Consider the following 14,539-nt stretch of genomic DNA (forward strand, 5'->3'; position numbering starts at 1 on the left):
GCTTCCAAGTAAAGCCCAATCGGTGACATGCTTTTTATTTATTGGTTTTTACTAAAAGTTAGGTACTACATTGATTAAAACGTATGTAATATCTTCTTAGTTGCCATTATTCCTTTTGGTGTGATATGGCTAATAATGCTTTAAGAAGCTTACCATATTAAAAGTCATCATTCGAAAGTTGAGAAAATGTGAAAAATTACGAAACTTTTTGCAAGTTGCATCCGTATAGTAGGTAATACAATGAAAAGGGGTGAACAACTTGACGCTATTTGGCTATTCACTCGAGCAAATCTTTTTAGTGGGATTAATATTTGGGGGCCTTGCAACTCTTTTATTTACATTTTTTAGTGATGCTGTTGAGGGCATTGGAGAGGGGCTACCGATTTTTAATCCAAGTGTCATTCTATCTTTCATTACATTGATGTCAGCAACAGGATTTATTTTAGAAAAACTAGCCTTCTTCCCTAGCGTTTGGAACATTGTTGCTGCTTGTATTATCGGAGCTATTTTAAGTGCACTATTTTATTTATTTGTTCTTGTTCCGCTACGATCGGCCGATGTTTCGTTAGCTTATACGGAAGAATCACTTGGTGGCCAACTAGGAAAGGTTATTGTTCCAATCCCGACTGACGGTTTTGGAGAGGTAGTTATTGAAACGACTAGCGGTATGATATCGAAGCGAGCAACTGGTTATGACAATGAGGCTATCGATTATGATACGACGGTACTTGTTGTAGAAGTGAAGGAAGGAACACTGTTTGTAAGATCTTATGATAAGAAATTTTTATAGAGGAGCGATATTTATATGTCAACGGAAATTTTAATTGTTATAGGGATTGTAGCATTTGTTTTAATCGCACTAGTTGGACTTTATGTGACTAAGTATCGTACAGCGGGTCCTGATGAAGCACTGATTGTGACAGGTAGCTATCTTGGCTCAAAAAATGTACATAAAGATGAGTCAGGAAATCGTATAAAAATTATACGTGGTGGCGGTACATTTGTATTCCCGATTTTCCAACAGGCACATCCATTAAGCTTATTGTCAAGTAAGCTTGATGTAACAACACCTGAAGTGTATACAGAACAAGGTGTACCCGTTATGGCCGATGGAACAGCTATCATTAAAATTGGTGGTTCCATTTCTGAAATAGCAACGGCTGCGGAGCAATTTTTAGGAAAGCAAAAGGATGAGCGTGAAAATGAGGCGCGCGAAGTGTTGGAAGGTCATTTACGTTCGATTTTAGGTTCAATGACGGTTGAGGAAATTTATAAAAACCGTGATAAATTCTCTCAGGAAGTACAACGTGTTGCATCTCAGGACTTGGCAAAGATGGGTCTGACAATCGTATCCTTTACGATTAAAGATGTACGCGATAAAAATGGCTACTTAGAATCGCTTGGTAAGCCACGTATTGCACAGGTTAAACGTGATGCGGACATTGCTACTGCAGATGCTGAAAAGGAAACACGTATTAAGCGTGCTGAAGCATCGAAAGAAGCACAAAAGGCAGAGCTTGAACGTGCAACCGAAATTGCAGAAGCAGAAAAAGAAAATCAATTAAAAGTGGCTGAATATCGCCGTGAGCAAGATATTGCAAAAGCCCGTGCAGACCAAGCGTATGAGTTAGAAACAGCACGTGCAAAGCAGGAAGTAACAGAACAGGAAATGCAAATTCGCATTATCGAACGTCAAAAACAAATTGAATTAGAAGAAAAAGAGATTTTACGTCGTGAGAAGCAATACGATTCGGAAGTTAAGAAAAAGGCTGATGCTGATCGTTACGCTGTCGAGCAAAATGCAGCGGCTGCTAAAATGCGTGAACTAGCGCAGGCAGATGCTGAGAAATACCGTATCGAATCATTAGCACAAGCTGAAGCAGAGAAAATTCGTTTGGACGGTCTAGCGAAAGCGGATGCTGAACGTGCAAAAGGGGAAACAGATGCGGATATTATTCGCCTTCGTGGTCTAGCGGAAGCAGAGGCAAAACGTAAAATTGCGGAAGCCTTCGAATACTACGGTCAAGCAGCTGTCCTTGATATGATTGTACGTATGATGCCAGAATATGCGAAAGAGCTTGCGAGTCCACTTGGCAATATTGATAAGATTACTGTTGTTGATACTGGCGGTGGGGAAGGAAGCGGTGGTGCCAATAAAGTAACTGCCTACGCAACGAATTTAATGTCAACATTACAGGAATCGTTGAAGGAAACTTCAGGAATTGACGTTAAGGAACTAATTGAAAGCTATGCAGGTAAGCATACATTGCGCCCAGAGCTAGAGCAAATAGCAGTTGGCTTAGGAAAGCAAGCACCAGCACCAGCTATTGAGACGCAAGACGAGATAAAAGAAACAGTTGAACAATAATAGAAATAGCCACCTGATATGATTTCAGGTGGCTATTTTTGCTTCTATTTTTCCTTCCACTCACTAGCGAGTATGCCATAAGCAACATGGTCAACATAATGATCATAAAGCCATTCTGCTGCACGAATTGTTCCTTCTTTTGTAAAGCCTAGTCGCTCAGGGATGGCACGGCTTTTTTCGTTGCCCGTAGCAGCACGAATTTCGACCTTATTGAGCTGTAAATCCTCAAATGCATATTGTAATAATGCCTGTACGGTCTTTGTCATAATACCATGCCCTTGAGCTCCCTCACTTAGCCAGTAGCCAATCGCAGCAATTTTATTGCTAGGATTTATAGTATTAAAGCCAGCAATGCCTACTATTTTATTTCTAAACATGATGACAAAAGAGAGGCTGCTTCTAGCTTCATGTCCTTTTATACAGCCTTCTATATATGCCTTTGTATCGGCTACTTCTTTTGTAATATCTAGCCATGGCAACCATTCCCGTAAATATGTACGTGAGGCATCTGTTAAGGCAAAAACGGCATTAGCATCTTCTAATTCGATAGTTCGTAAGGATAATTCCGGATTAATTGTAATTTGCAATACTATTCACCTCTTTTCTATTTTAAGGCATCATGCATAAAGCCCTTCATTTCATGACTAAGAACTGTTAACTCCTCGATAATTTCACTAAAATCTTGAACGAGCTGAGCCTGTTCGTTCGTTGCGTCATTGATTTGCCCCATATTTTGCTTAAGATTATCAAGGTTTCTATTTATATTTCGTAGAGATGCTTCGATGTTTTCAGTTGCGCTTGATGTTTCAAAAGAGAGCTTTCTAACTTCCTGCGCTACAATGTTAAACCCAGCGCCATGCTGACCCGCACGAGCCGCCTCAATAGATGCATTTAAGCCGAGTAAATTTGTTTGGCGAGAAATGTTTTTTATTAAATCTGTTACTTCATTTGTTTTCTCTGAATCTTCAAGGGCATGCTGTGCTTGTTTGTTAATTTCCTCACTTGTTGCTGCTAATTCCTCGGAATGTGAGGCAATAGTATGTACTTTGTCTTGTAGGTTGTTTACAATGCTATCCATTGTACTCATATAATCTTCTAGTTTAAGCTCATTGTCGATTGGAAGTCCAAATGCTAGAGCACCTACGACTTTACCATTTTCACGGATTGGAAATGAAAAAGCATTGATGGCCACTCCGTATACATCCTTTGGTATAACGACATCAGCGTTTTTTCCATTAAAGGCAATGAAAACATTTTGGTCATTAGCATTTACCTTTTGTCCATCTTGATAGCCTGAATCTACACGTTGGCCAGCTAAATATTTTACAACTGTTTCACTTTCCTTCTCAACTACAGCTACGATTGCTTCTTCCTTTAATGCAAGGTGGATATAGGGTGCTGAAAGGGCTAAAGCTTCAATAATTTTCATGAAAATTCCTCCAAGTCTGTGCAAAGAAAATAGTTTAGTCATCGGAGCTCATGTTGCCAATGATTGCTTGATGATTACTTTCACTGTAACACAATATTTGCCAACTCAAAATAGATAAAAAATAAATTTATAAGAAGAAAATATAATTTGAAATCACGATAAAGTTGTCAAATAAAATAATACACATAACAATAAAAATAGAGTTAAATTTGTCTATTTTTTGACAAACTATCGTGTGTTTTGAAGATTATTGTATTAGAATAATAGTAGATTTGGAAGTACGTTAAGGAGAGAGAGAGATGGATTACATTCAAAAGGGGACAAAAGCGTTTCATAAAGCAAACTGGGCTTTATTTTTAGCAGGCTTTATCACTTTTGCTAACTTATATGTATCACAGCCATTATTACCAACGTTTGCGAAGGAGTTTCATGTATCACCAGCTGTTGCGAGTTTAACGCTTTCTGTGACAACCTTTGCATTATCCATAAGTATGATTATTGTTGGCTCATTGTCAGAGGCATGGGGCAGGAAATCTTTGATGACGATTTCAATTTTTGGGGCATCTATAATTACACTTGCACTTGCCTTTTCCCCTAATTTTGAAACGATACTAGTGTTACGTGTTATACAGGGAGTTGTTTTTGCAGGATTGCCGGCAATTGCGATGGCTTATTTAGGGGAGGAAATAGATCCTTCTAGTTTAGGTATTGCGATGGGTTTATACATAAGTGGTAATTCGGTAGGCGGGCTTAGTGGACGAGTGATTATAGGGACATTAACGGATCTTTATAGTTGGCAGGTAGGGATGATTGTACTGGGTATCATTAGTCTTATGATTAGCGTGTTATTTATCTGGATGCTACCTAACTCCAAGCATTTTTCAGCACGCCCATTACAGATAAAATTATTGGCGACATCTCTTCTACAACATTTAAAGGACCCATCTATGCTTTGCCTTTTTGGTATTAGCTTTGTATTAATGGGAAGCTTTGTGACTCTTTATAACTACATTGGCTTTAAATTAATGGCGCCTCCTTATAATTTAAGTGCTACGATTGTTGGTTGGATTTTTGTTATTTACTTAGTAGGTACATTTAGCTCTGCTTGGTTCGGTAGTCTAGCCGATCGATATGGCCGTCAAAAGATGTTATTATTGTCCATTACGATCATGCTTATAGGGGCGATTTTTACATTAAATGGGCTACTTAGTTTGAAAATTATAGGGATTACAATCTTTACATTTGGCTTCTTTGCAGCGCACTCGATTGCCAGTGGCTGGGTAAGTAAACGAGCCACTCATGATAAAGCACAAGCCTCTTCTCTCTATTTATTTTTCTATTATTTTGGTTCAAGTGTTGGAGGAACGGTAGGGGGTGTGTTCTGGATGCACTTCGGCTGGGAAGGCGTTATTAGTATGATTGCTGTATTTTTAGTCGTTGCATGCTTACTTTCATTTTTATTAAAGGGGATTATTGCTAAACAACGCATTGTACAAAGGTGCTAGGCATCTTTTTTATTTGTGGAGGGTTATTGAGCTTATTTCCTTCATTTACATGATCTTCATAAAAAATGATTTGTCTTATACTATCTGATAGTATAATGAGTAGACTGGATATAAAGAGGAGTTGAAAGATATGTTTACACGTAATAAAGGATTTTCTTTTGTCTTTGCTTTGCTGGCGGTAGTTTTAGTTTTGACAGGTTGTGGAGCCGCTAAAGAAAAATCGGAAGAAAATGTAGATTATTCATCAAAAGTGAAGGAAAATCCAATTGTGACGATTACGATGAACAATGATAAAAAAATCGTCATCGAATTAGAGCCTTCTACAGCGCCGAATACGGTAGCTAATTTTATTTCCTTAGTTAAAAAAGGTTTTTATGATGGTCTTATTTTCCATCGAGTAATCCCTGATTTTATGATTCAAGGTGGAGATCCTTCAGGTAATGGTACAGGTGGCCCAGACTATTCTATAGAAGGTGAATTTTCAAAAAATGGTTTTAAAAATGATTTGAAGCATGAACGCGGTGTCATTTCAATGGCTCGTTCGCAGGATCTGAATTCTGCGGGATCTCAATTTTTCATTATGGTAAAGGATACATCAGATCTTGATGGCCAATATGCAGCATTTGGGAAAGTAATCGAGGGAATGGAAACAGTTGATGCTATCGTTGCTGCTGAACGAGATGGTGCAGATAAACCATTAAAAGATCAGCAAATGAAAAAGGTAGAAGTAGATACAAAGGGCTTTGATTATCCAGCCCCAAAGGTAGTAAAATAACGGATGTGACAATTTCAACTGGCAATTTTTATGGATTATCACAACTTATGATAAAGGAATTGCATTGAGGTACATTATGTAGAACTTTATCTTCTAATTAGGCTCGATATAACTTGAATGTTGATTTTATTTAATTAAAAAAGCGTATTCGTTTTGGAAAACGAATACGCTTTTTCGAGCAAATAATTAAAAATCGCTTTCTAATGTAGCTCATTTATTATTTTCTAATTCATCTCTTAATATATGCAAAAGGATAAAGTCATAATACTACCCATTATAATAACGTGCTTTGCGAATTCTTTTTTCATTTGCATTTCCTGATCCTGTACAAATTTCAACATAAACTAAAAAGTAATATACTAATTAAGATACCAAGCGTTCTTCTCTAGTTATTTGATTCATGGGAAACAATTTTTAATCCCAGCTAGTGTGAAGGCTGGTGTTCTCATTAAACTGATTAATCCCTTGGAAAATATCATTCACTTCAAAAACTTAAAAGTTTTTTCCTTATCCTTTAATTTGACAAGTTTGATGTTACCAAACTTGTTTGTATGTATACTATTTTGCAATAAGAGACACTTATTTCCTAATTGTGTTAATATTATAATTATTAAGGATGAATTGGAAGTGAGATGCGTGCTACAACCAGGTACTCTAGTTGAGTTTGACAGAAAAAAACAATTTATACATGTTGATTCTCTAGGAGAAGGTGGAACGGGGGATACACATCTTTTTAAGGATGAAACAACTGATATGCTGTTTGCCTTTAAAAAATATTCACCAAAGGATACTAACTATATAGATGAACATTATCAACGATTTGTTGATGAAATTAAAATACTGTTTAAGATATCACACCCCAATATAGTTAGGGTATATAATTATTATTTATACCCCGAATATAAATTAGGGTATCTTCAAATGGAATATATAAATGGAGTCACAATTGCTGATTTCAAACCGGAATTTTTAGGTAAAAATCGGGTGGAAATTTTTACCGAGACTATAGCGGCATTTGAATACTTAGAATCGAATAAAATACTTCATAGGGATATTCGTCCAGCAAATATTATGATTGATAATAATGGAAATGTTAAGGTTATTGATTTTGGTTTTGGTAAAAAATTGACGGAAAGAGATATGGATGGAAGAAGTGTGTTTTTGAATTGGCCAGTGACACAATGGCCAGATGAAACGAATGATGAAGGAATATACAACCATCAGACTGAAATTTTTTTTCTTGGAAAATTGTTTAGTAATATCCTTGATAAGGAACTTCCTAATTTTAAATTTGAGCATATCGTTGATAAAATGATTAAACTAAGCCCTCATGAAAGATATGCATCATTTCATGATATTACAATTGACATTTCTCAAGGGGTTCTGGGGGAAATTAATTTTACAAGAAGGGAAAAGGAAACATATAGAGATTTTGCAGATATACTTTCAAAGTATATAAATAGTTATGTAAATCATTACGATCCTATCAATGATCTCAATGTTACAATGAGTAGGTTAGCAATTCTTATACGAAATAGTTCTTTAGAACGTTACATTCAAGATAATAGTGAATTAATACAATGTTTTATAAATGGTAATTTTTCGTATAATTCAACTAATGATATTGAACTATCAATTGTGATTGATTTTTATCAATTGTTGCAACGATTAGTTCCCTATAAACAAAAAATTGTCTTAGATAATATAAATATGAGATTATCTACAATAAAGGTTAAGATAGATTTTAATGAATTGCCGTTCTAATGAAGAGATTCCTAATTCACTTGATAATTTGGAAATTGAAGAATGAAAATAGAAAATAAGTCGCCCGTTGTTAGGGTGACTTTTATTTTTGAAAATCCCTATAACAAGGGGTTTAGGAAAGCTTTTAGCTATGGACAAGAAAAAAACAATCATTACAATGAAGTTTGGTCTGGTCAATTAGATGGATAGCATAAGTTTCAGTTGAAATATCCTAAGTAACGACTAAAATGGGTTAAAAATCGCAATAAATCCTTGTTCTTAGTATCTGAGTTATGAATTAACCATAGTAATAGCTTCCGAAAATTGTTATTTTAGTCGATAGGTTATGTTATGGGCATTCATCAAGTCCATAAAAATGAATTAAAAGTTGGAGGAATAATCAATGAAGTTAGCTTTGCATTTTAATGCTGATCACGCATCTATTACAACACCGTTTTATGGTATGCCAATACATAAGGCGACATTTTTACATCTGCTACAATATAGAGCACTGAACTTGTCGTGTAAAGTATTTATTGGTGACCTGTTGTTGGCAAATTCGGCGTATGAATTTGTGAGCACAGATAGCGGAAAGATGGGGAAGTTTAACAAGGAAAAGTATTTGGAAATTATTAATCAATGGATTTTCTCTAGTAACAACACTTGGAATAGTTTCAATTGGGATAGAATTGAAGAAGTTTTTGAATGTAATGTGTTTGTTATTTGTTTTGAAAATATAGAATTTGAATTGGCTTATTATTTGCATAAGAAACTACAAGAATTTGCACCTTATTTAGGATCAATTGAGGTTGATGACAGTTCCGAACTACATTGGGAAATTTATTCAAATTCTCTTTCACCTATGTATAGAATCATGAATGAAGAAATACATCTTTTCTGGGATGGCTTTTCTGAAGAAAGTAAGGATTATGGATGGTTAGATTTCTTAGCAAAATGCGGTTTTAAAAACGTGGCATTTGAAAGTCTTGAAGGTAAATATTCAATATTCGATAAGTATCATAATTATAAGCATGCTAGAAGAGTAGCTGAATGGAAGAAGATGAGTAGTAATTTACTTGCGTTTCTATCCGATGATGTAGTTTCAAGACTTTCTGATGCAGCCCCTGAGTTGGGAAATAAATTGTGGGCGGCATTTAAAACGTTTAATGAATCAGAAACCGAGGAGCAGTATGCTCAAGTAACAACCTCTTGTAGAAGGATAATTGAATATGTTGCTGATAGCCTTTTTCCACCCACGGACGAACAACTCGAAGGAAGGAAATTAAAGGGTCCACATTATAAAAATCGTTTACTAGCATTTGCAGATATTGAAAGAAGAAGTGATACCAATATAGACGTAGTTATAGCAAGTACTAATTTACTTAGCGAGCAAATCGATAAATTGGTTGATTTGGTGAATAAAGGAGTGCATGCCGAGGTTTATAGGGAGGAATCCAGGAGATGTCTTATCCGAACTGTTATGCTTCTCGATGATTTTATCTCTCTTAGAAAGGATCCATTTATAATTAAATCACCGACAAAATAAATAAATTTTGAGAAGAAGGTCTTTCCTTTATAAAAATAGACATATGTAGTTCTGATTCGTTTAAACTCTAGAATCAGTTTCCAAATTCTCAAACGACTTTATAATTAGAGAATATATGTTAAAAAAACAGAATAAGTGAAAAGATATGCAATATAGTTATTATATAATATTTTTCCAAGGAATCGATTGTTTCAAGAGAGCGTTTAAATTTAATATATTACTTATTGAAAATTATTGTTGTATAGAAATTAGAATAAAATTATAAAATTATCCTCTAAAAAATAATTTGAGTGTCTAGCCCAAGGCTAAACAGCTGTTAAGAATTTTAATTGTTTTACTGATACCAAGGTGTTGCTTCACAAGAACAATATAATTTGTCTGCTTTACAACAACCTCTTGTGCAATTCCTTCACAAGCTCGTATTTTTCTTATGAACGTATTATAGAGGACGGGGCACTTGTAAAAAGAAGATTTGTTTATTATAAAAAGGATGCTAATTATTCAACTGGGTAAGAAAGATAGATGATTCTGTGTTGCACGTTTATTGTCCATGTGAGTTTTCCTTGATTGATGGTAAGATTTATTCTCAATAATAAGGATTCGTGTACAAATTATAGGGAGTTCCGCTACCGATTAACTACGACATCTATACTCAATTAAAATTAAGACAAAAAAGCATGAGAGATCAAAAATCTTAAATAGACTAAACTAATAAGAGGATATTATGTTCAATATATGAGCATATATCCTCTTTTCCTATGCATATTATATTCGTTAATTAGATGTTGAAAATATCGTATAGTATGTATACAATAAACAAGAACATATGTTTGTTTTAGTGTAGGACGTAGCCCACAGCTGGAGGCGTAGTGAGATCTTTAGATTGAACGTTAATATCTTTGACTATTCGTAACAAGTAGTGGAAACTAATTTTTAAAAATTATATTTCACTACGCATTTGAAACATATTGTGGAGAAAGGAATTAATATTATGATTAATGTATATGTGGATGATTTAAGAGATTGTCCTATTGGTTTTGTCGTAGCAAGAACGTTTCAAGAAGCAATTCACTTACTTGAAAATCACGAAGTAGATATACTTTCTCTTGACCATGATTTAGGAGAAGATCTACAAGGTAATCTATTGCCAACAGGTTATGACTTAGTAAAATATATTTGTGAAAAAGGGTTACGGGCAAACAAAATATATATTCATACAGACAACCCTGTTGGTAGAGAGAATATGTATCAAACACTGCATGGAGCAAAACGAAGAGGTTTCATTGATTCAGATATTGAAATTTACCACTATTCTATTACCAAAAATAAATATACCGAATGAAATAATACTAAACGATTCGAACAAATTGTTTAGTAAGAAAAAGAAAAATAATGGGCAGTCCACTACTTATTACGAATGCCCATATCTTTTAGGAGAGATGTGCTATGAGGGTGCAAGAAGTTTTCATTGAGGATAACAGCAGGAGATACATATTACTTAATCAAGAAGGGTTCCCTGTAATGCCAGTTATGAAATATATAAAGTATTTAGATAAGACAGGAAAAAGTCCTAATACTCAAAAAACATATTGCTTTTCCTTAAAACATTTTTATACCTACTTAGAAGAAAAAGGGAAAGACTACAAGTTTATTAGATTAGAGGATTTAGTTGATTTTGTAGGATGGTTAAGAAGCCCTTATCAAAGTTCAAATGTTACTCCCCTTCAACAAGAGAGAGCAAAACGAACGGAAAAGACAATTAACCTTACAATTACAGTTATAGCAAACTTCTATGACTACCTTTATCGGAATGAAGAAGTGCAAAATGACATGATGGAAAAGCTGATGAAACAAGTGTTTACAGGGGGACACTCACGTTACAAAAGTTTTTTACATCATGTAAATAAGGACAAGCCCTCTATCAGAAATATACTTAAATTAAAAGAACCACGAAAAAAAGTAGACACACTCACAAAAGAACAAGTGCAGCAAGTATTAGAAGCAACCACCAATATCCGAGATAGATTCTTAATTAAATTGTTGTTTGAAACGGGATTGCGTATTGGAGAAGCTCTCGCTCTTTTCATGGAGGATTTTGTTTTTGATCATGGAAAGGGGCATCGGATTCGTTTAGTGGATCGAGGAGAACTAGAAAATGGTGCGAGGTTAAAGACTGGTGAACGAGAAATTTATGTTTCACAGTCCTTAATGGATTTATATGACGATTATTTGTATGAAATCTTTGATGAATTAGAATTGGACACAAACTTTGTTTTTGTAAAACTGCGAGGAAAAGATGTGGGAAAACCGATGGAATATTGGAACGTAGAATCCCTATTTAAGCGTTTAAAAAAGAAAACAGGGATAAACTTACACCCTCACCTATTTCGCCATACACACGCTACCATCTACTATCAGAAAACAAAAGATATCAAACAAGTGCAAGAACGGTTAGGTCACTCTCAAATTCAAACAACAATGAACCTATACCTGCATCCTTCGGATGAAGATATTCGGGAAGATTGGAATAAAGCACAATCCGAATTTAACTTAAAGAAAAATGACTGAAAGGCGTGACGGGATGAAACAAATCAAAAATGTTCAGGTAGAAGAAATAGGCTTTTACGAAGGATTACAAAGAGAGCTCTCAACTTATCCCGAAAAAACAATTCAAGAAGATAGCTCTGTTTCCATTGAACAAGTAAAAAATCCATATTTCTTAGTCAATAACAAATGGAATATTAACGTCATAGGTGAAATTAAGCAGTTTGGAGAAATCGTAGCGAACTATAACTTTTCAAGTAAAAATATTCACTTTCAATTCACCAACCCTTCTATCAATTTAGAAGTGAAATACGTTTATTTCCAACAATTATTTAACGATTTATGGACAATGAAAAATATATTTACGGCTCAAAATCGTTTAAGAAGACTGACCGAGTTCTTAAACGAACAATATCCTAAATTATCATCATTGTTGGACTTAGATATAGATAGAGCAGAACAAAAGTATATACTTTGGTTAAATGGAAAAGGTGTGAATACTCAACGTTTAGTAAAAAAAGAATTTCAAAAAGATTCCATAACTAAAACTGACTTAGTAACGTTTTTAAGAACCACTTACACTATGCTACTCCAATACACTGATTATAGAGAAGAATGGGAAAAAGATAGATGGAATGTTCGCATCTTACATGATAAATTCGGTATTGATTACAACAAAAGTAATAGTAGTTACTACATTGATTTTTCAAACATCAACCAAAGTATCCGTGAGCAAGTGAAGAAGTATATCAAACAACGATTGATTAGTAAAAATAATTTTTCATGGGGGACAGCTCAAAATTATCTAAAATATTTACCAAAGTTCTTTACGTTTATCTTTTCAATAGAACCAACGTGGAAGGATTTAAAGGGTTTAAAACGAACACACATCGTAAAATACATTGAATATTTACATAAATACGCTAAAAATAGTCTGAAAAGAAGGAACTCGCAACCTGAAAATTATGTAAGTCGATCATTATCAATCTTACAAAAGTTTCTTGAAGATATTCAACGGTATGAATATGAGTTGGCTCCCAAAACACATGTACGACTATTGATTTTTCCCGAAGATAAACCAAAATCACGAAAAAAATCTATTGACCAAATTGATTATATTCCCGACTTTGTATTAGAGCAATTATTCACTCACATCAATGATTTGCATAAAGATGTCCCACCCGTTGTTTGGGTAGCGTTTAAAACAGGGCTTAGGATATCTGATGTATTAGGCTTAACTACGGATTGTTTAGTCAAACTTAATGATCAATACTCTATTGAAACAGATATTGAAAAAACGTATGTAAAAGGGCATCGAATTCCCATTGATGATAAATTAGCAGAAATACTTGCAGTTCTTATCGACAAATCAAAAGAACTAAGCAATCAAGACAATAATCCCGAAGGGTATATTTTTGTTCGCTATCGTGGAATACGAAAAGGTAAGCCGTTTAGTCAACATTGGATTAGTGAACAACTAAACAACTTAGCAAAACAAAAAAACATTACTGACGAAAATGGCATTTTGTTTCATTTCAGATCTCACCAGTTTCGACATACATATGGAGTAAAAATGTTAAACGGTGGTGCAGATATTTTAACGGTACAAGAGTTATTGGCACATGCATCTCCCGAAATGACATTACGGTATGCCAAGTTATTAGATAATACGAAAAGAAAAGTGTTTGAATCCGTTATGAAACAAGGAGTTTTTAGTTTCGACTTAAATGGTGAAGTGCAAGAAATCAAAGCAGGAGAAGATATACCAACCGATATACTGGATGCATTATGGCAAGACCATAAACTCAATGCGATGGACAACCCTTATGGAACGTGTCACGCTCGTCTAAATGGAAATTGTCCTCACATGGAAGCCCCCCCATGTCTAACTTGTGGTGACAATCAAACACCATGTACGGACTTAGCTGTAGGTTTTTCAGAGTTAGATCAACAAAAGTATGAGCTTCATATTAAAACAACCATGAAGGCAATTGAAATAGCAAAACAACGAGGGCGAGCAGATATTGCAGAGAAGAACGAAAAGAACTTACAACGTTATCAAAACATTTTAAACACCCTCCAAGAAGGAAATATCATCTTTGGCAGACAGGATCGGATGAAAAGAAAGTTAGGTGTTCAAAATGACTGAATATGACCGTTCTTCTCACTTGAAAGCTATTCATGCCAGTCGTAAGGCTACTACTTCTCAAAAGGTTGATGAAGCCATTAAAAGGCTCATAAGAGCCAATGAGAAAATAAACTTTAACAGTGTAGCAAGTGAAGCTGATGTTTCAAAAGCAACCTTATATAACAATAAGGACTTCCGTTCGAGAATTGAAACATTACGAAATCAGCAATCGCAAGTGCCTACACCGAAACAAGTGAAGCGAGAAATGAACGAAAACAATAAAGATGCCCTCATTGCATCTCTAAAAAGAAAAAATCAAAAGTTAGAAGAAGAAAACAAGCAATTAAGGGAACAACTGAAAGTTGCTTACGCAGAAGTTTATAAGAAGTTATGAGGGAGACGTTGTTCTCCCCTTTTTCTTCAACTAACGGTGCAGGATATTTGAAGAAGGAATTATTGTAAATAAACAAGACATACTATACCTAAATAAAAAATTAGGGT

The 14,539-nt window shown here is 34.8% G+C and carries 12 protein-coding genes; 10 read left to right on the plus strand and 2 right to left on the minus strand.

The window, feature by feature from the left end; all coding sequences use genetic code 11:
• Window positions 1-259 precede the first annotated feature (259 nt).
• Complete coding sequence (locus tag ACFVT8_RS13040; protein WP_370075968.1) at window positions 260-790, plus strand: NfeD family membrane protein; 531 nt, start codon at window positions 260-262, stop codon at window positions 788-790.
• Between the two features lie 15 nt (window positions 791-805).
• Window positions 806-2,368 carry a flotillin lipid rafts scaffold protein FloT gene (locus ACFVT8_RS13045; protein WP_387080731.1) on the plus strand — a complete coding sequence of 521 codons (1,563 nt, stop codon included), beginning with the start codon at window positions 806-808 and terminating at the stop codon, window positions 2,366-2,368.
• Window positions 2,369-2,412: 44 nt separating this feature from the next.
• On the opposite strand, the gene ACFVT8_RS13050 is transcribed toward ACFVT8_RS13045, so the two are convergent.
• Together ACFVT8_RS13050 and ACFVT8_RS13055 are read right to left on the minus strand one after the other, a co-directional pair.
• Window positions 2,413-2,955 carry a GNAT family N-acetyltransferase gene (locus ACFVT8_RS13050; protein ID WP_387080734.1) on the minus strand — a complete coding sequence of 181 codons (543 nt, stop codon included), beginning with the start codon at window positions 2,953-2,955 and terminating at the stop codon, window positions 2,413-2,415.
• A gap of 17 nt (window positions 2,956-2,972) precedes the next feature.
• A complete protein-coding gene (locus ACFVT8_RS13055) occupies window positions 2,973-3,797 on the minus strand; it encodes a methyl-accepting chemotaxis protein (RefSeq protein ID WP_387080737.1) in 825 nt (274 codons plus the stop codon).
• Window positions 3,798-4,096: 299 nt separating this feature from the next.
• On the opposite strand from ACFVT8_RS13055, the gene ACFVT8_RS13060 reads away from it, so the two are divergent.
• From ACFVT8_RS13060 to ACFVT8_RS13095, 8 genes are all read left to right on the plus strand, one after another.
• Window positions 4,097-5,302, plus strand: a complete 1,206-nt coding sequence (locus tag ACFVT8_RS13060) for an MFS transporter (protein ID WP_387080740.1) — start codon at window positions 4,097-4,099, stop codon at window positions 5,300-5,302.
• Window positions 5,303-5,432: 130 nt separating this feature from the next.
• On the plus strand, window positions 5,433-6,077 hold the full coding sequence (locus tag ACFVT8_RS13065; protein WP_387080743.1) for a peptidylprolyl isomerase: 645 nt from the start codon (window positions 5,433-5,435) through the stop codon (window positions 6,075-6,077).
• Between the two features lie 636 nt (window positions 6,078-6,713).
• A complete protein-coding gene (locus tag ACFVT8_RS13070; protein ID WP_387080745.1) occupies window positions 6,714-7,841 on the plus strand; it encodes a protein kinase family protein in 1,128 nt (375 codons plus the stop codon).
• Between the two features lie 382 nt (window positions 7,842-8,223).
• Window positions 8,224-9,366 (plus strand): hypothetical protein, encoded by a 1,143-nt coding sequence (locus ACFVT8_RS13075; RefSeq protein WP_387080748.1) that lies wholly within the window; start codon window positions 8,224-8,226, stop codon window positions 9,364-9,366.
• A 991-nt stretch (window positions 9,367-10,357) separates the two neighbouring features.
• Window positions 10,358-10,708, plus strand: a complete 351-nt coding sequence (locus ACFVT8_RS13080; protein WP_387080751.1) for a cyclic-phosphate processing receiver domain-containing protein — start codon at window positions 10,358-10,360, stop codon at window positions 10,706-10,708.
• Window positions 10,709-10,812: 104 nt separating this feature from the next.
• Window positions 10,813-11,934: a tyrosine-type recombinase/integrase gene (locus tag ACFVT8_RS13085; RefSeq protein ID WP_387080754.1), complete on the plus strand. Its 1,122-nt coding sequence runs from the start codon at window positions 10,813-10,815 to the stop codon at window positions 11,932-11,934.
• 13 nt (window positions 11,935-11,947) lie between these two features.
• Window positions 11,948-14,059, plus strand: a complete 2,112-nt coding sequence (locus ACFVT8_RS13090; RefSeq protein WP_387080757.1) for a tyrosine-type recombinase/integrase — start codon at window positions 11,948-11,950, stop codon at window positions 14,057-14,059.
• A complete protein-coding gene (locus tag ACFVT8_RS13095; protein WP_387080760.1) occupies window positions 14,052-14,432 on the plus strand; it encodes a DUF6262 family protein in 381 nt (126 codons plus the stop codon). The genes ACFVT8_RS13090 and ACFVT8_RS13095 overlap by 8 nt, the downstream gene beginning before the upstream one ends.
• Window positions 14,433-14,539 lie beyond the last annotated feature (107 nt).

The organism is Lysinibacillus sp. NPDC058147 (assembly GCF_042884205.1).
GTDB lineage: Bacteria > Bacillota > Bacilli > Bacillales_A > Planococcaceae > Lysinibacillus.